15 protein-coding genes are annotated in these 19,602 nt (G+C 69.0%); 9 read left to right on the top strand and 6 right to left on the bottom strand.

What is annotated here, in order from left to right:
* Positions 1-239: 239 nt before the first annotated feature.
* Complete coding sequence (gene rpoD / locus VFM98_RS22225; RefSeq protein WP_325112069.1) at positions 240-2,618, bottom strand: RNA polymerase sigma factor RpoD; 2,379 nt, start codon at positions 2,616-2,618, stop codon at positions 240-242.
* A 245-nt stretch (positions 2,619-2,863) separates the two neighbouring features.
* Positions 2,864-4,714, bottom strand: coding sequence for a DNA primase (dnaG, locus tag VFM98_RS22220; RefSeq protein WP_325112068.1), 1,851 nt, complete (start codon positions 4,712-4,714; stop codon positions 2,864-2,866).
* A gap of 99 nt (positions 4,715-4,813) precedes the next feature.
* Here dnaG and VFM98_RS22215 point away from each other — a divergent pair, with 99 nt between their 5' ends.
* Both VFM98_RS22215 and VFM98_RS22210 read left to right on the top strand, forming a co-directional pair.
* A complete protein-coding gene (locus VFM98_RS22215; protein ID WP_325112067.1) occupies positions 4,814-6,463 on the top strand; it encodes an acyl-CoA synthetase in 1,650 nt (549 codons plus the stop codon).
* An 86-nt stretch (positions 6,464-6,549) separates the two neighbouring features.
* Positions 6,550-7,452 carry a YihY/virulence factor BrkB family protein gene (locus VFM98_RS22210; RefSeq protein WP_325112066.1) on the top strand — a complete coding sequence of 301 codons (903 nt, stop codon included), beginning with the start codon at positions 6,550-6,552 and terminating at the stop codon, positions 7,450-7,452.
* 28 nt (positions 7,453-7,480) lie between these two features.
* Here the strand turns inward: VFM98_RS22210 and ggt are convergent, their stop codons facing one another.
* The 3 genes from ggt to VFM98_RS22195 form a co-directional block, all read right to left on the bottom strand.
* Positions 7,481-9,265: a gamma-glutamyltransferase gene (gene ggt, locus VFM98_RS22205; protein WP_325112065.1), complete on the bottom strand. Its 1,785-nt coding sequence runs from the start codon at positions 9,263-9,265 to the stop codon at positions 7,481-7,483.
* Positions 9,266-9,361: 96 nt separating this feature from the next.
* Positions 9,362-10,120, bottom strand: a complete 759-nt coding sequence (locus VFM98_RS22200) for a 3-hydroxyacyl-CoA dehydrogenase (protein WP_325112064.1) — start codon at positions 10,118-10,120, stop codon at positions 9,362-9,364.
* Between the two features lie 141 nt (positions 10,121-10,261).
* Complete coding sequence (locus tag VFM98_RS22195) at positions 10,262-11,302, bottom strand: extracellular solute-binding protein (protein WP_325112063.1); 1,041 nt, start codon at positions 11,300-11,302, stop codon at positions 10,262-10,264.
* Positions 11,303-11,397: 95 nt separating this feature from the next.
* Here VFM98_RS22195 and VFM98_RS22190 point away from each other — a divergent pair, with 95 nt between their 5' ends.
* Entirely contained in the window at positions 11,398-12,294 is an 897-nt protein-coding gene (locus VFM98_RS22190; RefSeq protein WP_414709066.1) for a patatin-like phospholipase family protein, read from the top strand.
* Between the two features lie 250 nt (positions 12,295-12,544).
* Here VFM98_RS22190 and VFM98_RS22185 read toward each other — a convergent pair whose 3' ends face one another.
* Complete coding sequence (locus VFM98_RS22185) at positions 12,545-13,093, bottom strand: phasin family protein (RefSeq protein WP_325112062.1); 549 nt, start codon at positions 13,091-13,093, stop codon at positions 12,545-12,547.
* A 248-nt stretch (positions 13,094-13,341) separates the two neighbouring features.
* Between VFM98_RS22185 and VFM98_RS22180 the strand changes: the two genes are divergently transcribed.
* From VFM98_RS22180 to VFM98_RS22155, 6 genes are all read left to right on the top strand, one after another.
* Complete coding sequence (locus VFM98_RS22180) at positions 13,342-14,259, top strand: histone deacetylase (RefSeq protein WP_325112061.1); 918 nt, start codon at positions 13,342-13,344, stop codon at positions 14,257-14,259.
* Positions 14,256-14,699: a thioesterase family protein gene (locus VFM98_RS22175; RefSeq protein WP_325112060.1), complete on the top strand. Its 444-nt coding sequence runs from the start codon at positions 14,256-14,258 to the stop codon at positions 14,697-14,699. The genes VFM98_RS22180 and VFM98_RS22175 overlap by 4 nt, the downstream gene beginning before the upstream one ends.
* A 123-nt stretch (positions 14,700-14,822) precedes the next feature.
* Entirely contained in the window at positions 14,823-16,094 is a 1,272-nt protein-coding gene (locus VFM98_RS22170; protein WP_325112059.1) for a citrate transporter, read from the top strand.
* Complete coding sequence (locus tag VFM98_RS22165) at positions 16,091-17,074, top strand: D-glycerate dehydrogenase (RefSeq protein ID WP_325112058.1); 984 nt, start codon at positions 16,091-16,093, stop codon at positions 17,072-17,074. Before VFM98_RS22170 ends, VFM98_RS22165 begins: the two co-directional genes overlap by 4 nt.
* Before the next feature lie 17 nt (positions 17,075-17,091).
* Positions 17,092-18,414, top strand: coding sequence for a DNA recombination protein RmuC (locus VFM98_RS22160; protein ID WP_325112071.1), 1,323 nt, complete (start codon positions 17,092-17,094; stop codon positions 18,412-18,414).
* Between the two features lie 73 nt (positions 18,415-18,487).
* The coding region (locus VFM98_RS22155; RefSeq protein ID WP_414709065.1) for an MFS transporter at positions 18,488-19,602 on the top strand (1,115 nt) is incomplete at its 3' end.

Genomic DNA, 19,602 nt, shown 5'->3' with positions numbered 1-19,602 from the left:
GGCGGCGAGTGCCGCGGTGACGCCGATTGCGGTGCGGCCGGAGGGACCGCAGGAGCTCGCGGCATTGGCCCGGAGCGCGCGGGCGTAGGCTGCTCCGCAGGCGCTGGGGTTCGCAGGGCTCACCTTCGGCGGCTGGCGCCGCCCCAGCCTACGGGAAGGCCCGCCTCGCCAAAAAGAAAGCGGCCCGCAGGCCGCTTGGATGCCCTGGGTTCCCGCCTGCGCGGGAACGACCGGACGGGTCAGAGCGTATCGATGAACGACCGCAGCTTGTCCGAACGGCTCGGGTGCTTGAGCTTGCGCAGCGCCTTGGCCTCGATCTGGCGGATCCGCTCGCGGGTGACGTCGAACTGCTTGCCGACTTCCTCCAGCGTGTGGTCCGTGCTCATCTCGATGCCGAAGCGCATGCGCAGCACCTTGGCCTCGCGCGGGGTCAGCGAATCGAGGATGTCCTTCACCACGTCGCGCAGGCCCGCCTGCATGGCGGCCTCGATCGGCGCGGTGTTGCCGGTGTCCTCGATGAAATCGCCCAGGTGGGAATCGTCGTCGTCGCCGATCGGCGTCTCCATGGAGATCGGCTCCTTGGCGATCTTCATGATCTTGCGGATCTTGTCTTCCGGGATCTCCATCTTGGCCGCCAGGATGCTGGCGTCCGGCTCGAAGCCGAACTCCTGCAGGTGCTGGCGCGAGATGCGGTTCATCTTGTTGATCGTCTCGATCATGTGCACCGGGATGCGGATCGTGCGGGCCTGGTCCGCGATCGAGCGCGTGATGGCCTGCCGGATCCACCAGGTGGCATAGGTCGAGAATTTGTAGCCGCGGCGGTATTCGAACTTGTCCACCGCCTTCATCAGGCCGATGTTGCCTTCCTGGATCAGGTCCAGGAACTGCAGGCCGCGGTTGGTGTACTTCTTGGCGATCGAGATCACGAGGCGCAGGTTGGCCTCGATCATCTCCTTCTTCGCTTCGCGCGACGAGGCCTCGCCCTCGTTCATGCGGCGATTGATCTCCTTGAGCTCGTGCAGCGGCACGACCACGTTGGACTGCAGGTCGATCAGCTTCTGCTGCAGCTCCTGGATGGCCGGGATGTTGCGCTGGATGACGGCGCTCCACGGCTTGCCCAGGGTGGCCTGCTTCTCCACCCAGCGCAGGTTCAGCAGGTTGGGCGGGAACTCCTTGACGAAGGTTTCCTGCGGCATGCCGCACTTGTCCACGATGATGCGGCGCAGCTCGCGTTCCTTCTTGCGGATGTCGTCGACCTGCGAGCGCACCATGTCGCACAGCTTCTCGATCGTCTTGGCCGTGAAGCGGATGGTCATCAGCTCCTCGGACAGGGCGTGCTGCGCCTTGTGGTAGTGCGGCGTGCCCCAGCCTTCCTTCTCGTAGACCTTGTGCACCTTCTCGAACAGCTCGGCGATCCGGTCGAACTTCTCGAGCGCGGCGGCCTTCAGCTCCTCGAGCTTCTTGGTCAGCGCCTTGGAGCCGCCGGAGCCGTCGTCGTCGTCGTCGGCATCGAACTCGTCGAAGTCTTCCTCGGCGACGTAGTCGTCGGCCTCGTTCGGGTTGGAGAAGCCGTCGACGATGGTGGAGATCACCAGCTTGCCCTCGCGGATCTCGCCGGCCATCTTCAGGATCTCGTGGATCGTGGCGGGCGAGGCGGAGATGGCTTCCATCATCGCCTGCAGGCCGCCCTCGATGCGCTTGGCGATCTCGATCTCGCCCTCGCGCGTGAGCAGTTCCACCGTGCCCATCTCGCGCATGTACATGCGCACCGGGTCGGTCGTGCGGCCGAATTCGCTGTCGACGGTGGACAGGGCGGCTTCGGCTTCCTCCTCCGCTTCCTCCTCGGTGGCGGCGGTCGGGCCGGTGTTCGTGAGCAGCAGCGTCTCGGCGTCGGGCGTCTGTTCGTAGACGGCCACGCCCATGTCGTTGAGCATCGAGACGACGACTTCCAGCGTCTCGGCGTCCACCAGCTTGTCGGGCAGGTGGTCGGAGATCTCGGCGTGCGTCAGGTAGCCGCGCGTCTTGCCCAGCTTGATCAGCATCTTCAAGCGCTGGCGGCGCTTGAGCATTTCCTCTTCGGTCAGGACGGTCTCGTCCAGGCCGAATTCCTTCATCAAGGCGCGTTCCTTCGCCTTGCTGATCTTCATGCGCAGCGGCTTGGCCTTCTCGACGGCCGCCACCGGCTCCTCGACGGCGGGTTCGCTGTCCTCGAAATCGGCCTCGACGTCGCCCAGGTCCTCGTCGTCCTCGGCCGCGGCCTTGGGCTCGGCGGCCTTGGGCTTGCGGCCCCGCTTGGCGCCGCCGGTGGCCTTGGGCGGCGTGTCGACCTCGGCCGTCGCCTTGGGCGGCCGGCCCGGCTTCTTCTTGGCCGGCTCTTCGGCCGCAACGGCCTTGACGGTCTTCTTGGTTTCTTCCTTGGCGGGGGCCTTTTCGGCCTTGGCGGACGACTTGGTGGGCACGGGTTGGGCTACTTTCGTTGCGGACTTCGGATCCGGCTTCGAATCGCTCTTGACGACTTTCAGCTGGGCCTTGGCGGCGGTCTGGGATGTGGGTTTGAGTGTCTTTCGGTCGTCGGGTTTCCCAACAACAACGGGCTTCGCGGACTTTTGAACGGGCATGAGACCTCGAATGCGTACAGCAGCTACTTAAACAGCGCCGCGAATCCCGGCGCGGGGACGGACCGAGGCCGACCTCGGCCTCTCCGGCGGGCAAGATGGGTGGGCGAACATTTGGGGTGCAGTCCTTGCGGTGGGGTGGCCTGGGCCCGCTGTGGGGGACGCTTCTCGAAGCGCTGGCCGGTCCGGAGGTGCTGCTGTCGCTCTTGCCGCTAGCAAACCCTAAATTATACCAAAGTGCCGGAATTTCAAGCCGGGACGTTGCGGCTCAGCTTCAACAGGGCCTGCTTGCGGCGGGTGATGTCGTAAAGCTGCTCGGTGCGCGAAGGGTCGGAGGCGGGCAGCTTCAGCACCCGCTCCTCCTCGCCATTGAGGGCGTCCAGCTGGATTTCCGCCAGCGCCCGGCGCAGGTCGCGCTCGCCGAAATCCACCACTTCCACCGCCCGGCCGATCGGCTGCATGTTGTCCAGGTCGACCAGCCGGTTGGCCAGCTCCGCGAACGGCTGCCCCTCCAGCGCCAGCTGCAGCACGGCCCAGGGCTCGCCCCCGTGCTCGTGGAACCGGGTGTCGATCCAGGAGAACAGGTCGCCGACGGGCGCCGGCAGCTCGCACAGGAGGTGGTGGTCGGCGTCGGTCAGCGCGTGCCAGGTGCCCGTGTTGCGCAGGACCATCAGCGCCACCTGTTCGGCGAAGGCGATGGCCGGCGGCTTCACCGCATGGCGCTGGCCCGCGCCGTAGGCCCGCTTGCGGTAAGGCGCGTCGGCGCTGCCGCGGCGGCGCTGGCGCTCGCCGCCCCTGCGCTCGGCGACGCCCCAGAGTTCCAGCAGTTCCTGCGGCCCGAGCTGGGCCCGCTCGGCGATCTCCCCCAGCAGCTGGCGCTTCAGCGCCCCGTCCGGCAGCTGCTTCCACAACGGCCCGGCGTTGCTGACCATATGGGAGCGGCCCTCCGCCGTTGCAAGGTCGCAGTCCTCGGCGGCCGCCTCCAGCAGGAAGGTCGAAAGCGGCACGGCCTGGCGCACGAAGCGGGCGAAGGCCTCCTGGCCGTGGGCGCGGATGTAGCTGTCCGGGTCGTGTTCCGGCGGCAGGAACAGGAACTTCACCGTGCGGGTGTCCTGCGCGTAGGGCAGGGCGCCGTCCAGGGCCTTGCGGGCCGCGCGCCTGCCGGCGGCGTCGCCGTCGAAGCTGAAGACCACGTGGTCGGTGAAGCGGAACAGCTTCTGGACGTGGTCGGTGGTGCAGGCCGTGCCCAGGGTGGCGACGGCATTGGGGAAGCCCAGCTGGGCCAGCGCCACCACGTCCATGTAGCCCTCGGTCACCAGCACGAAGCCCTGTTCGTGGATGGCACTGCGGGCCTCGAACAGGCCATAGAGCTCGCGGCCCTTGCTGAAGACCGGCGTCTCGGGCGAATTGAGGTACTTGGGGGTGCCATCGCCCAGCACCCGGCCGCCGAAGCCGATGCACTCGCCCTTGACGTTGCGGATCGGGAACATCACCCGGTCGCGGAAGCGGTCGTAGCGCTTGTCCTCTTCCTCGTTGACGATCACCAGCCCGCTTTCGGCCAGCAGCGGGTCGTCGTAGTTCGGGAACACGCTGGCCAGGGTGCGCCAGCCCTCCGGCGCGTAGCCGAGGCCGAACTGCCTGGCGATCTCGCCGGAGACGCCGCGGCCCTTGAAGTAGGCGATGGCGCGCGGCGCGCTGCGCAGGTGCTTGCGGTAGGCGGCGCCGGCTTTCTCCAGCACGTCGGTGAGGGTCTGCTGCCGCTCGCGCTGCTGCGCCGCGCGGGCCCGGTCCTCCGGCGAACGCTCGTCCTCCGGCACCTGCAGGCCGTACTGCCCGGCGAGGTCCTTCACCGCCTCGACGAAATTCATCGCCCCGTAATCCATCAGAAAGCCGATGGCGTTACCGTGCTTGCCGCAACCGAAGCAGTGATAGAACTGCTTGGCCGGGCTCACGGTGAAGGAGGGGGTCTTCTCGCCGTGGAAGGGGCACAGCCCCAGGTAGTTCGCCCCGCCCTTCTTCAGCTGCACGTGGCGGCCGACGATCTCCACGATGTCGGCGCGCGAGAGCAGGTCCTGGATGAAATTCTGGGGAATGGCCATGGGGCTGGGGACTTCTACCTGTGCATTGTGCTTGGAGCCGGATCGGGGCTAACCTCGGTGCCGGCCCGCCCCAGGGCTCACAACCATCGGAGAAGGGTCATGTCCAGCATTTTCGACCAGGACCTGCCGCGCAATGCGGCCAACTTCGCGCCGCTGTCGCCGCTCTCGTTCCTGGAGCGCGCGGCGGAGGTTTATCCGCAACGCACGGCGATCGTGCACGGTTCGCTGCGCCGCACCTGGCTGCAGACCTACGAGCGCTGCCGCCGCCTGGCCAGCGCGCTGCAGCGCGCCGGGCTCGGCAAGGGCGACACGGTGGCCGTGATGCTGCCCAACACGCCGCCCATGGTGGAGGCGCACTTCGGCGTCCCGATGGCGGGCGCGGTGCTCAACACGCTCAACACCCGGCTCGATCCCGAGGCCATCGCCTTCATGCTGGAACACGGCGAGGCGCGGGCGGTGATCGTCGATCCCGAGTTCGCGCCCGTGATGCAGAAGGCGCTCGCGCTGCGCAAGGAAGGCGGCCGGCCGCTGCTGGTGATCGACGTCGAGGACGCGCTCTTCGCCGGCCCGGCGCAGCGCATCGGCAGCACCACCTACGAGGACTTCCTGGCCGGCGGCGACCCGGCGTTCGCCTGGGAGCTGCCGGGCGACGAATGGGACGCCATCGCGCTGAACTACACCAGCGGCACCACCGGCAACCCCAAGGGCGTGGTCTACCACCACCGCGGCGCGGCGATCAACGCGATCTCCAACATCCTCGAGTGGGACCTGCCCAAGCACGCGGTCTACATGTGGACGCTGCCCATGTTCCACTGCAACGGCTGGTGCTTCCCCTGGACCATCGCCGCGCGGGCGGGCGTCAACGTCTGCCTGCGGCGGGTGGAGGCGAAGGCGATGATCGACGCCATCCGCGAGCACGGCGTCACGCACTACTGCGGCGCCCCGATCGTGCACGGCCTGCTGGTCAACGCGCCGGCGGAGATGAAGCAGGGCCTGCCGCGCGGCGTCAAGGCGATGGTGGCGGGCGCGGCGCCGCCGGCCGCGCTGATCGAAGGCATGGAGACCCTGGGCTTCGACCTGACGCACGTCTACGGGCTCACCGAGGTCTACGGCCCCGCCACCGTCTGCGCCAAGCACGAGGAATGGGAAGGCGTGGACATCGGCGAGCGGGCGCGGCTGAACGCGCGCCAGGGCGTGCGCTACCACCTGCAGCGCGCCGCCCGCGTGCTGGACCCGATGACCCTGGAACCGGTGCCCTGGGACGGCGAGACCATGGGCGAGATCATGTTCCGCGGCAACATCACGATGAAGGGCTACCTGAAGAACGCCAAGGCCACGCAGGAGGCGTTCGCGGGCGGCTGGTACCACACCGGCGACCTGGCGGTGCAGTACCCGGACGGCTACATCAAGATCAAGGACCGCAGCAAGGACATCATCATCTCGGGCGGCGAGAACATCTCCTCGATCGAGGTGGAGGACGTGCTGTACCGGCATCCGGCCGTGCTCGCCGCCGCCGTGGTCGCCAAGCCGGACCCGAAGTGGGGCGAGACGCCTTGCGCGTTCGTGGAGATCAAGCCGGGCGCGACGGTGACGCCGGAGGACCTGGTGGCGCACTGCAAGAAGCACCTGGCGGGCTTCAAGGTGCCGAAGGCGATCGTGTTCGGCGAGCTGCCCAAGACCTCGACCGGCAAGATCCAGAAGTTCGAACTGCGGCGCAAGGCCGGCTCGGCCACGGCGATCGACGTCTGACGGCCTTTCTCCCTCTCCCGCTTGCGGGAGAGGGCAGGGGTGAGGGCCGGCCCCCGAATCCCCTGCGCGGCGGCATACTCGCCGCCATGCCTGTGCTGAGCCCTGCTGCCGCGTACGTGGCCGCCCATCCCGGCGAGTTCCTCCGGCGCGTGCTCAAGGGCTTCAAGAGCAACCAGGGCCTGCTGCTGGCCGGCGCGGTGGCGTACTACGCGCTGCTCTCCGTGGTGCCGCTGCTGATCCTGACCGTGATCGCGCTGTCGCACTTCGTCGACCAGCGCGAGCTGCTGCAGACGCTCGGGCGCTACCTCGAATGGCTGATGCCGGGCCAGTCGCAGGCCGTCGTCACCGAGCTGAACAACTTCGTCCTGCACCGGGAATTCATCGGCTGGGTGCTGCTGGCCACGATGCTGTTCTTCAGCTCGCTCGCCTTCACCGTGCTGGAGAAGGCGATGGCCGTGATCTTCCTGCACCGCTTCGCCATCCGCAAGCGCCGCTTCGTGGTCTCGGCGCTGCTGCCCTACTGCTACATCGTGACGCTCGGCTTCGGCCTGCTCGTGGTCACGCTGGTGGCCGGCAGCATCCAGGCGATCGGCGAGGACAGCGTGCATTTCCTCGGGCAGGACTGGTCGCTGCACGGCGTCTCGGGCGTGCTGCTGTATTTGCTGGGCATCGTCGGCGAGGTGTTCCTGCTCACCTCGATCTACATGGTGATGCCCGTCGGGCGGCTCTGGTGGCGCCACGCGCTGCTGGGGGGCATCACCGCCACCCTGCTGTGGGAGATCACGCGGCGCGTGCTGGTGTGGTACTTCGCGACCCTGTCGCAGGTGAACGTGGTGTACGGCTCGCTGACCACCGCCATCGTGGTGCTGTTCAGCCTGGAGATCGGGGCCACGCTGCTGCTGTTCGGCGCCCAGGTGATCTCGGAATACGAACGCATCGAGCGCAGGGAAACGGCGGCGGCGCAACAGGCCGGGACCGTCACGCACTAGGTATCCCTGGTCGCCGGTCAGCCGGCTGCTAGTCCCCCATCACCACGCCTTCCCGTCGCGGGTCGGCACCACCGAACCAGCCGGTGGGCGTGCGCTGGATGGCCTGCAGGCCGCTGGTCATGTCCAGCTCGCGGACTTCGTGGCCGCGCGCCTGCAGGGCATGCACCACGGCGGGCGGGAAGCGGCCCTGCTCCAGCAGCGTGGGGCCGTTGGTGGAGCCGAAGTTGGGCAGGTCGATGGCCTGCTGCGCGTCCAGGCCCCAGTTCAGCATCCCGTAGAGCGTCTTGGCCGTGTAGTGGATGATCAGCGCGCCGCCCGGGCTGCCGGCGCTGGCCACGAGCTGGCCGGTCGCCTTGTCGAACACCAGGGTCGGCGCCATCGAGGAGCGCGGCCGCTTGCCGGGCTGCACCCGGTTGGCGATCGGGCGTCCCTGCGCGTCGGCGGGCGCGAAGCTGAAATCGGTGAGCTCGTTGTTCAACAGGAAGCCGCGCACCATCTGGCGGGCGCCGAACTGGTCCTCGATGGTGGTGGTCATCGCCACGGCGTTCCCGTACGGGTCCACGATGCTGATGTGCGAGGTGCCGTGTTCCACCTGCTCCGGCGCCGGCGCGTAGCGGCTCGTGCGCTCGCCGGGCGTGCCGGGTTGGGCGGTCTTCATGCTGCGCTCGCCGATCAGGCGCGCGCGCGCAGCGAGGTAGGCCGGATCGAGCAGGCTGGTCCAGCGGCCCGCCGGCGGCTGCACGAAGTCGGGATCGGCCAGGTACTGGCCGCGGTCGGCGAAGGCCAGGCGCGCGGCCTCGGTGTAGAGATGCAGCCAGTCGGCCGAGGGCAGGCCGCCTTGCAGCGGCAGCGAGGCGGCGTCGGTGTGGTTCAGGATGCCGAGGATCTGGCCGATGGCGATGGCGCCGGAGCTCGGTGGCGGGAAGCCGCAGATGCGCCAGTCGCGCCCGCGCGCGGCGTAGTCGTGGCAGATCGGCGCCCGCTTCTTCGGCTGGTAGGCCGCGAGGTCGGCCAGCGCGAGCCGGCCGGGATTCGAGGGATGCCGCCGGACCTTGTCGACGATGGCCTGCGCGATCTCGCCTTCATAGAACGCGCGCGCGCCTTCGCTGGCGACGCGGCTCAGCACCGCCGCGAGCTCGGGGTTGCGCAGGGTGCTGCCGACGGCGACGGGTTCGCCGTTGGCCTGGAAGAAGTACGCGCGCGCGGTGGCGTCCTTGGCCAGGTGCGCCTCGTTCTTCAAGAGGGTGTTCAGGCGCGGGCTGACGCGAAAGCCCTTCTCGGCCAGCGTGATGGCGGGCTGGAACAGCGTGGCCCAGGGCAGCTTGCCGTATTGGCGGTGCGCCATCTCCAGCACGCGGAGCGTGCCGGGCACGCCGACGGCGCGGCCACCCACGACGGCGTCGTAGAAGGCGAGCGGCTTGCCGTCGGCGCCGAGGAAGAGTCGCTCGTCGGCGGCCGCCGGCGCGGTCTCGCGGCCGTCGAAGGCTTCGACCTCGCGGCCGTCGAAGTGCAGCAGGAAGGTGCCGCCGCCGATGCCGCTGGACTGTGGCTCCACTAGCGCCAGCACCATCTGCACGGCGATGGCCGCATCCACCGCGGAGCCGCCCGCCTTGAGCACCCGGTAGCCGGCATCGGTAGCGAGCGGATTGGCGGCCGCCACCGCGAACTTCGTGGTCGCCCAACCGGGCTTGGCCGTCAAGCCGGAGGCGGCCTCCGGCTGCTGCGGGACGGTGTAGGTGAAGTCGGAGGGCGCGCTGGCGCAGGCGGCCAGCAGGCTGGCGGCGGCCAGCCAGGAGAGGAAGGGGCGGCGCATCCGCGCACTGTAGGGCGTGCGGTGCGCCCGTGGCAGGGCTTGTCCGCGCGCGGGTTGCGCGGCCCGCAGCGCGGAGCGGCGGCGCCGCGCGCCGGCTTACTTCGGCGCCAGCCGGATCGCGCCGTCGAGGCGGATCACCTCACCGTTGAGCATGTCGTTCTCGAAGATGTGTTTGGCGAGCTTCGCGTAGTCCTCGGGCGTGCCCAGGCGCGAGGGGAAGGGCACGCTGGCGGCCAGCGCGTCCTGCACTTCCTTGGGCATGCCGAACAGCATGGGCGTGCCGAAGATGCCGGGCGCGATCGTCATGTTGCGGATGCCGCTGCGCGCCAGGTCGCGCGCGATCGGCAGCGTCATGCCGACCACGCCGCCCTTGGAGGCGCTGTACGCCGCCTGGCCGATCTGGCCGTCGTAGGCTGCGACCGAGGCGGTGGAGATCAGGCAGCCGCGCTCGCCGGTGGGCTCGGGCTCGTTCTTCGCCATCGCGTCGGCCGCGAGCCGGATCATGTTGAAGCTGCCCACCAGGTTCACCATGATCGTGCGCGTGAACACGTCGAACTTGTGCGGCCCGCTCTTGCCGACGGTGCGCTCGGCGGGAGCGATGCCGGCGCAGTTGACCAGGCCCATCAGCTTGCCGAGGGAGACCGCCTTCGCGACCACGGCCTGGCCGTCGGCCTCCTGCGTCACGTCGCACTTGACGAAGGTGGCGCCGATCTCGCGGGCCACGGCTTCGCCCTTCTCGACCTGCATGTCGGCGATCACCACCTTGCCGCCGGCCGCGGCCAGCATGCGGGCGGTGCCTTCGCCCAGCCCCGACGCGCCGCCGGTGACGATGAATGCCTTGCCCTGGATCTCCATGCGCTCTCCTGTCCTGACGTTGACGTAAACGTCAATTATGGAGGAAGGCGAAAAAAAAGCCCGCGGGGGCGGCGGGCTGAGGAGGGCTGAGAAGGAGGGGGAGACCGGATCCCCGTCTGCGCGGGGAGGACGAAGAAGCCTTTACTTGAAGCCGACGCGGTCCAGCATCTGCTGCACCTTGACCTGGTTGGCGCCGACCTTGGCCAGCGGGATGGTCTCGGCCTTGAAGTCGCCGCCGCCGAGCGCGGTGAGCGCGGGGTTGTTCACCTTCACGCCGCGGGCGGTGGGCCACTCGTTGTTGCCGTTGGCGAAGTGGTTCTGCGCCTCGGGGCTGGACAGGTATTCGAGGAACTTGATCGCGTTGGCCGTGTTCTTGCTGTTCTTCGCCACGGCGCCGCCGGCGATGTTGACGTGCGTGCCCCAGGAGCTCTGGTTCGGGAACACCACGCCGACCTTTTCCATCAGCGCCTTGTCGGCCGCGGCCTCGGAGCGCATCAGGCGGGCCACGTAGTAGCTGTTGCTGACGGCGACCTGGCATTCGCCGGAGCCGACGGCCTTGATCTGGTCGGTGTCGCCGCCCTTGGGTGCGCGGGCCATGTTGTCGACGATGCCCTTCAGCCAGGCTTCGGCCTTCTGCTCGCCGAGGTGCTCGGTGACGGCGCCGAACAGCGACAGGTTGTAGGGATGCGAGCCGGAGCGCAGGCAGACCTTGCCCTTGTTCTTCGGGTCGGCGAGTTCCTCGTAGGTGTCCACGTCCTCGCGCTTGACCTTCGCCTTGTCGTAGACGATCACGCGGGCGCGGGTGGAGAAGCCGAACCAGGTCGTGCCTTCGGCACTGGACGCGGAGCGGTACTGGGCCGGGATCGCATCCTCCAGCACCTTGGACTTGATTGGCCTGAACAGGCCGTCGACCTCGCCCTTGTACAGGCGCGCGGCATCGACCAGCAGGATCACGTCGGCGGGCGATGCGGCGCCCTCCGCCTTCAGGCGGGCCAGAATACCGGCGTCGTCCGCATCGACGCGGTTGATCTTGATGCCCGTGGCCTTGGTGAAGTTGCCGTACAGCGCCTCGTCGGTCGGGTAGTGGCGGGCCGAGTAGAGGTTGAGCACCTGTTCCTGCGCGCCCGCGGACGTGGCAGCGGCGACGAGCAGCGTGGCAATGCCTGCGGCCTTGGAGATCATGGCGGGGGTTTCCTTTCGGGGAATGTTCTGGGTTACGGTTGGCGCCGATGATAGGTCAAACGCGAATCATTCTCAATCGATTTGAGCAAAGCTTGATCCAGCTCAAATGGGTCCTGGTGGCCGTGTTCGTCGCGGGCTGCGCGGGGACGAAGCCGCCGCCGGTGGCGGTGACGCCCGCGCAGCCGCCGGCCGTGGTGCACAAGGTCCCGCCGAAGGTGGGGCTGGCGCTCGGCGGCGGCGCGGCCCGCGGTTTCGCGCACGTCGGCGTGATCGAGGTGCTGGAGGAGGCTGGCATCCGGCCCGACCTCGTGGTGGGCACGTCGGCCGGCAGCCTGGTGGCGGCGCTCTATGCGAGCGGGCGCGGCGGCCAGCAGTTGCAGGCCACGGCGATGGCGATGGACGAGGCGGCGTTCGCGGACTGGACGCTGCCGATCTTCAGCCGCGGTGTGCTGCGCGGCGAGGCGCTCGCGCGCTACGTCAACACGCAGGTGGCGCATCGCCTGATCGAGAACATGGCGCTGCCGCTCGGCATCGTGGCAACCGACCTGAATACGGGCCAGGGCGTGCTGTTCCGCCGCGGCGACACGGGTACCGCGGTGCGCGCCTCCAGCGCGGTGCCGGCGGTGTTCCTGCCGGTGAAGATCGGTACCCGGGAGTACGTGGACGGTGGGCTGGTCTCGCCCGTGCCGGTGCGCTACGCGCGCGAGATGGGCGCGGAGCTGGTGATCGCGGTGGACATCTCCAGCGCGCCCGAGGGCAATCCTTCGGGCGACCCGCTGCAGATCCTGCTGCAGACCTTCGCCATCATGGGCAAGAGCATCAACACCTGGGAGCTGCGCGATGCCGACGTGGTGGTGCGGCCAGCGCTGCGCGGCATGAGCAGCGCCGATTTCGCGGGCAAGCGGCGCGCGATCGAGGCCGGGCGGGCGGCGATGCAGGCGGCGCTGCCGCAGCTGCGCGCGGCGCTGGAGGCGAAGGCGCATGCGCCTTGAAAGAAAAAAGCCCCAGTCTTGCGACGGGGGCGAGCGTCGCTGCGCTCCCTCGCCCCGAGGGCGTCAAGAAAAAAGCCCCAGTCTTGCGACTGGGGCTAATGGATCCCTGAACCTGTGAGGTGTCGAAAGGACCCGAGGAGACAACCTTTGAAGAACTTGCGTTCGCTGGATCACAGTATCCGACGAACGCGGTCTTGTCGGTAGAGTTCCCGCTCCACAAAAAGTGCTGGCGGGAACCCGGATTTCAAGCTCAGGCGCGCTTGGCCTTGGCGCCGGTCTTGGTGGCGTTCACGGCCGTGTTGGCCACCGCGTTGAAGTTGGCTTCGGCCACGTCGGCAGCCTGCTTCACGGCCTTCTGCACGGACTCGAGCGCGTTGTTGCCGGCGGCGACGGCGCTCTTGAACACGGCGACGGCGGTCTCGGAACCGGCCGGGGCGTTCTTGGCGGCGTTGTCGACCACGGCCAGGAACTTCTTCTGCGCATCGGCGACCTGGTTCTCGAAGGTCTTGCTGAACTCGGCACCGGCGGTGGAGGTGATGTCGTACAGGTGGCGGCTGTAGGCAGCGGTCTTCTCGGCCAGGGGCTGGAACAGGGCGGCCTGCAGGGCCAGCAGTTCCTGCGCGTCCTTGACGTTCAGCATGGATTGGGCGGTCTCGGCGGCTTCGGCCAGCGCGGCCTTGGACGCGGTGACGTTCAGCTCGACGAGCTTCTCGACGCCTTCGAAGGCCTTGGTGGTCAGGCCGAACAGGGTTTCGACGTTCGCCTTCTGGGCGGCCAGCAGTTGCTCAGCGGTCAGCATTGTGATTTCTCCGAATGTCAGTGAGTGGGTTGAGGCGGTACTTCTTCCAACTGCGCTGAAGCCGGGGCTTTTGCTTCCCACGTCATGGTGCAGTGCAGCATGGAGAGAAGTATAGGGGGGCCGGACGGCATTGCAAGCCCTTTTTGTTGCGATGCAGCAAAAGATTAGACCGCGTTCCCTAATTCCGTGCCGCCGCGCCACAGTCCGCCCTTCTCCGCCGCGGCCCGACGACCCGGACAATGGCGCCGATGCAGGCCTTCCATGCCGACCAGTTCGTGCTGCCCCTGCCGCCCGGGCACCGCTTTCCCATGGCCAAGTACCGGCTGCTGCGCGACCGCCTTGCCGCGGAACTGCCCGCCATCGCGCTCCAGCCCGCCGAGCCGGCCACCGACGGCCAGCTGGCGCTGGTGCACACGCCCGGCTACATCCAGGCGATCGCCGACGGCTCGATCGAGCCCAGGCTGATGCGGGAGATCGGCTTTCCCTGGAGCCCCGCGATGGCCGAACGGGCCCGGCGCTCCGTCGGCGCCACCATCGCCGCCTGCCGCACTGCGCTGCAAGAGGGCATTGCCGCCAACCTCGCCGGCGGCACCCACCACGCCTATCCCGATCGCGGCGGCGGCTTCTGCGTCTTCAATGACGCCGCCGTCGCCACGCGGCTGGTGCAGGCCGAGGCGCGCCGGCCGCTGCGCGTGGCGATCGTCGACCTCGACGTGCACCAGGGCAACGGCACGGCGCACATCTTCCGCGGGGACCCCAGCGTCTTCACGCTGTCGCTGCACGGGCAGAAGAACTTTCCCTTCCGCAAGGAAGCGAGCGACCTCGACGTCGACCTGCCCGATGGCACCGGCGACGAGGCCTACCTGCAGGCGCTCGAGCGCGCGCTGGAGGAGCTGTCGCAGCGCTTCGATCCGCACCTGGTGATCTACCTCGCCGGCGCCGACCCGCACGAGGGCGACCGCCTGGGCCGGCTCAAGCTCACCTGGAACGGCCTGGAGGCGCGCGACCGGCGCGTGTTCGACTGGGCCTGGCAGCGCGGCGTGCCGCTGGCCTTCGCCATGGCCGGCGGCTACGGCCACCGCATCGAGGACACCGTACAGGCGCAGGTCAATACCTTCGCCGTCGCGGCAGGCTATGCGCGCCGCTGGCAGAATCGCGCGCGATGAAAGAACCCTTCCGCAAGCCGCAGCCCGAAGGACGCTCCGGCTACAAGGCCTTCCGCGCCATTCCCACCCGCTGGATGGACAACGATGCCTACGGCCACGTGAACAACGTCGTCTACTACAGCTGGTTCGATACCGTGGTCAACGCGCACCTGATCGAGCAGGGCGCGCTCGACGTGCAGCACGGCGAGACCATCGGCCTGGTGGTCGAGACGCAGTGCAACTACTTCGCGCCGGTGGAATTCCCGCAGGTGGTGGAAGGCGGCCTGCGGGTGGCGCACGTCGGGAGTTCCAGCGTGCGCTACGAGATCGGGCTGTTCCTCGCCGGCGAGCCGCTCACGGTGGCCAAGGGCCACTTCGTGCACGTGTACGTGGACCGCGCCACGCGCCGGCCGGCGCCGCTGCCGCCGCGGCTGCAGGAAGTGCTCGCGGCGCTGCGCTAGGCGCGGGCAGGGGCATGCCGCCGTCGTGCCGCATCCACACGGTGCGGCAATGCGTCCGGGGTCATGGCCGGGCTGCGGCCATAATCGCCCCTTCACGCCAACAAGAAGAGTGGAGACGCATCCGTGACCGTGGCCGGCATTCCCCTGGACTTCCTCCTGTTCGCCCTGGTCCTCCTCGGCGTCGCCGTGTTCCACCACCACACGCTGCGGGTCGCCTTCTGGGGCATGGTGGCCATCGCCGCCTACAAGATCCTGTTCGGCGATTTCGCCGGCACGCCTGGCGTGGCCGGCTTCGTGCAGATGCTGCACCACGAATGGGTGACGCTCGGCAACCTGCTCGGGCTGCTGCTCGGATTCGCGCTGCTGGCGGACCACTTCGAGCGCAGCCACGCCACCGACCTGCTGCCGCGGATCCTGCCGGACGACTGGAAGGGCGGCTTCTTCCTGCTGGTGATGATCGCGGTGATCTCCAGCTTCCTGGACAACATCGCCGCGGCCATGAGCGGCGGCGCCATGGCGCACGTGCTGTACAAGGGCCGGGTGCACGTCGGCTACCTCGCGGCCATCGTCGCCGCCAGCAACGCGGGCGGTGCCGGCAGCGTGGTGGGCGACACCACCACCACGATGATGTGGATCGCCGGCGTGGGCCCGGGCCAGGTGTTCGAGGCCTATGTCGGCGCGGCGACGGCGATCCTGTTCTTCGGCATCGTCGCGGCGCGCCAGCAGCAGGCCCACCAGCCGATCCTGAAGGACAACCCGCGCGACGTACGGCTCGATTTCGGCCGGCTCGGCGTGGTGGCCTTCATGCTGCTGGCCGCCATCTCCACCAACGTCTACCTGAACCTGCACAACCCGCAACTGCTGAACGACTGGCCGCTGATCGGCCTGGCGGTGTGGGCCGCGCTGCTGCTCTCCACGCCCGTGCGCAAGCCCACCTGGAGCCTGCTGCCCGGTGCGCTGCGCGGCAGCATCTTCCTGCTCTCGCTCGTGATGTGCGCGGCGATGATGCCGGTGAAGGCGCTGCCCGCCGCCTCCTGGCCCACGGCGCTGGGCCTGGGCTTCGTGAGCGCCGTGTTCGACAACATCCCGCTGACCGCGCTGGCGCTGCGCCAGGGCGGCTACGACTGGGGCTTCCTCGCCTACGCGGTGGGCTTCGGCGGCTCCATGATCTGGTTCGGTTCCTCCGCCGGCGTGGCCCTGTGCAACATGTACCCCGAGGGGCGCTCGGTCGGCGCCTGGCTGCGCGGCGGCTGGCACGTGGCGGTAGGCTACGTGCTCGGCTTCGCCGTGCTGATGGTGCTGGTCGGCTGGGACCCGGAAGGCCATGCCGGCAAGCCCTCCGCCCCGTCGGTGGAATCGCCCGCCCCCGTCCAGACCCTGCCCCAGAAACCATGAGCGCCAAACCCCGCATCCTCGTCGCCCGGGCCGTGTTCCCGGAGACCCTGAGCAAGCTCGAACGGCATTTCGAGATCGAGTCCAACCAGGCCGACACGGTCTTCACGAAGCAGGAGCTGATCGCGCGCCTGCAGGACAAGGCCGGCGCCTTCACCACCGGCAGCGAGCGCATCGACGCCGAGGTGCTGGCCGCCTGCCCGCAGCTGAAGATCGTGGCCAACATGGCCGTCGGCTTCAACAACTTCGACGTGCCGGCCATGACGGCGCGCAAGGTGGTGGCCACCAACACGCCCGACGTGCTGACGGAGACCACCGCCGACTTCGGCTTCGCCCTGCTGATGGCCACGGCCCGCCGCATCGCCGAGAGCGAGCATTTCCTGCGTGCCGGCAAGTGGAACAAGTGGAGCTTCGACATGTTCGCCGGCGCCGAGGTGCACGGCAGCACGCTGGGCATCCTCGGCATGGGCCGCATCGGCCAGGGCATCGCGAAGCGCGGCGCCCACGGCTTCGGCATGGACGTGATCTACCACAACCGCTCGCGCCTCGCGCCCGAGCTGGAGGCCGCCTGCAAGGCGCGCTACGTGGGCAAGGACGAACTGCTGCGGACCGCCGACCACCTCGTTCTGGTGCTGCCGTATTCGGCCGAATCGCACCACGCCATCGGCGCGGCCGAACTGGCGCAGATGAAGCCGACCGCCACCCTGGTCAACATCGCCCGCGGCGGCATCGTCGACGACGCGGCGCTGGCGCAGGCACTGCGCGACCAGCGCATCGCCGCGGCAGGTCTCGACGTGTACGAGGGCGAGCCGAAGGTGCACCCGGACCTGCTCACGGTGCCCAACGTGGTGCTCACGCCCCACATCGCCAGCGCCACCGTCAAGACGCGGCGCGCGATGGCCGATCTCGCGGCCGACAACCTGATCGACTTCCTCGTGCACGGCAAGCCGCGGACGCCTCTCAACCCCGAAGTACTCGCCTAGTGGAAATCTGGATCCTGATGGCGCTGGCAGCCGCCAGCGTCCTGTTGTTGCTGGTGCTGCTGCTGCGCAAGCCGCCGGCCCCCGACACCGGCCGCGCCGAACTGCTGGCGGCCAACGAACGGCTGGAGCGCGAACTGCGGCGCGAGATCAGCGAGAGTGCCCGCGGCACCCGCGGTGAGCTGATGCAGACCCTGGCCACGTTCCAGGAGGCCGTGGTGCGCCAGGCCGCCGAGGCCACGCGCACGCAGAACACGCAGATCGACGCCTTCGCGCAGCAGCTCGCGCTGCTGCAGAAGACGCTCAACGACACGCTCGCGGGCCAGCTCACGGCATTGAGCGAATCCAACGTGCGCCGCCTGGCCGAAGTGCGGCAGACGCTGGAGAGCCAGCTCGCCACCTTGCAGCAGACCAACGCGGCCAAGCTCGACGAGATGCGCAAGACCGTCGACGAGAAGCTGCAGTCCACGCTGGAAGCGCGCCTGGGCGAGAGCTTCCGCCAGGTGGCGGAGCGGCTGGAACAGGTGCACCACGGCCTCGGCCAGATGCAGACGCTGGCGCAGGGCGTGGGCGACCTGCAGCGCGTGCTGACCAACGTGAAGACGCGCGGCATGTTCGGCGAGGTGCAGCTCGAGGCGCTGCTGGAACAGGTGCTCACCCCCGAGCAGTACGGCAAGCAGGTGGAGACCAAGCCGCGCAGCAACCAGCGGGTGGACTTCGCGGTGCGCTTCCCCGGCCGCAGCGCCGACGGCGCGCCGGTGTGGCTGCCGATCGACGCCAAGTTCCCGCGCGAGGACTACGAGCGCCTGCTGGAGGCGCACGACCGCGCCGACCAGGCCGGCATCGAGAGCGCCGGCCGCGCGCTCGAAGTGCGCATCCGCGAGGAGGCGCGCAGCATCTGCGAGAACTACCTCTGTCCGCCGCAGACCACCGACTTCGCGATCCTGTTCCTGCCGATCGAGAGCCTCTACGCCGAGGTGCTGCGCCGCCCGGGGTTGATGGACCGCATCCAGCGCGACTACCGCGTCACGCTGGCGGGCCCCACCACGCTGCTGGCGATGTTGAACAGCCTGCACATGGGCTTCCGCACGCTGGCGCTGGAGCAGCAGGCCTCCGAGGTGTGGAAGGTGCTGGGCGCAGTCAAGACCGAATTCGAGCGCTACGGCGAATGGGTGGCGCGCATCAAGGAGCAGGTGCAGAAGGCCGCCGACACCCTCGACAAGGCCGACACCCGCACCAAGCAGATGCGCCGCGCGCTCAAGGTGGTGGAGGCGCTGCCCGAGGCGCAGGCGCAGGCGCTGCTTCCGCTCGGCGAAGAACCCGGTGACGACAGCGGCGGCTGAGGAAGGCATCGCCGGGCGCGAGCTGGCCCGGCTCGTCGCCGGCCAGGTGTTCCTGCACGCCACCATGGCGGGCATGCGCATGGCGTCGCCACTGCTTGCCCTGCGCGAGGGCTACAGCGAGGCCGCGGTGGGCTTCCTGCTGGCGCTCTATGCGCTGACGCAGGTGTTCCTGGCGCTGCCCGCGGGCCGCTATGCGGACCGGCACGGGCTGCGGCGGCCGATGGCCTTCAGCTGCATCGCGGCCGGCGTGGCGGGCGCGCTGGCCTTCGCTTTTCCGGTCTTTCCGGTGCTGTGCGTCAGCGCCTTGCTCACCGGCGGGGCAGCGGGCAGTGCCGCGATCGCGCTGCAGCGCCACGTGGGCCGCGCCGCATCCACCCCGGTGCAGCGCAAGCAGGCCTTCTCCTGGCTGGCCATCGGGCCGGCCTGCTCCAACTTCGTGGGGCCGTTCGCGGCGGGCGTGCTGATCGACCACGCCGGCTTCCGCGCCGCCTTCTTCATGATCGCGCTGCTGCCGTTGGCGACCTGGGCCTTCGTGCACCGCGCGAGCGAACTGCCGGCCTCCGAGCCGACCGGCGCGGGCCGCCCGGGCCGCGCCTGGGACCTGTGGCGCGAGCCCATGTTCCGCCGGCTGATGCTGGTGAACTGGTTCCTCTCCTCCGCCTGGGATGTGCACACCTTCGTGGTGCCGGTGCTGGGGCACGAGCGCGGCCTGTCCGCTTCCGTGATCGGCACCATCCTGGGCGGCTTCGCGGTGGCCACGGCGGCGGTGCGGGTGGTGCTGCCGATGCTGGCGGCCCGGGTGCACGAGTGGGCGCTGATCGTGGCCGCGATGGTGGCCACGGCGCTGATCTACTTCGTCTATCCCCTCATGCACGCGGCGCTGGCGATGGGCGTGGCCGCGCTGCTGCTGGTGCCAGTAGGCATCTTTGGCGCGGGCACAGTGCTGCTGGACGGGCATTTTTTGCTGCTGGGCGCAGGCGTGGCGCTGCTCTCTTCAGTGCTGCCCTATTCGCTGGAACTGGAAGCGCTGCGACGCCTGCCCTCGCGGGTGTTTGGGGTGCTGATGAGCCTGGAGCCGGGCATCGCGGCGCTGGTGGGCATTGTCTTGCTGCACGAGCAGCTTGAACTGCGCGCCGCCATAGCGATTGTGCTGGTGACGGCGGCTTCGGTGGGCGCGGCTCGCTTCAG

It is taken from the genome of Ramlibacter sp., assembly GCF_035706265.1.
In the GTDB taxonomy this organism is placed as follows: Bacteria; Pseudomonadota; Gammaproteobacteria; order Burkholderiales; family Burkholderiaceae_C; genus Ramlibacter.
This window is presented reverse-complemented; position numbering and strand designations above follow the sequence as displayed.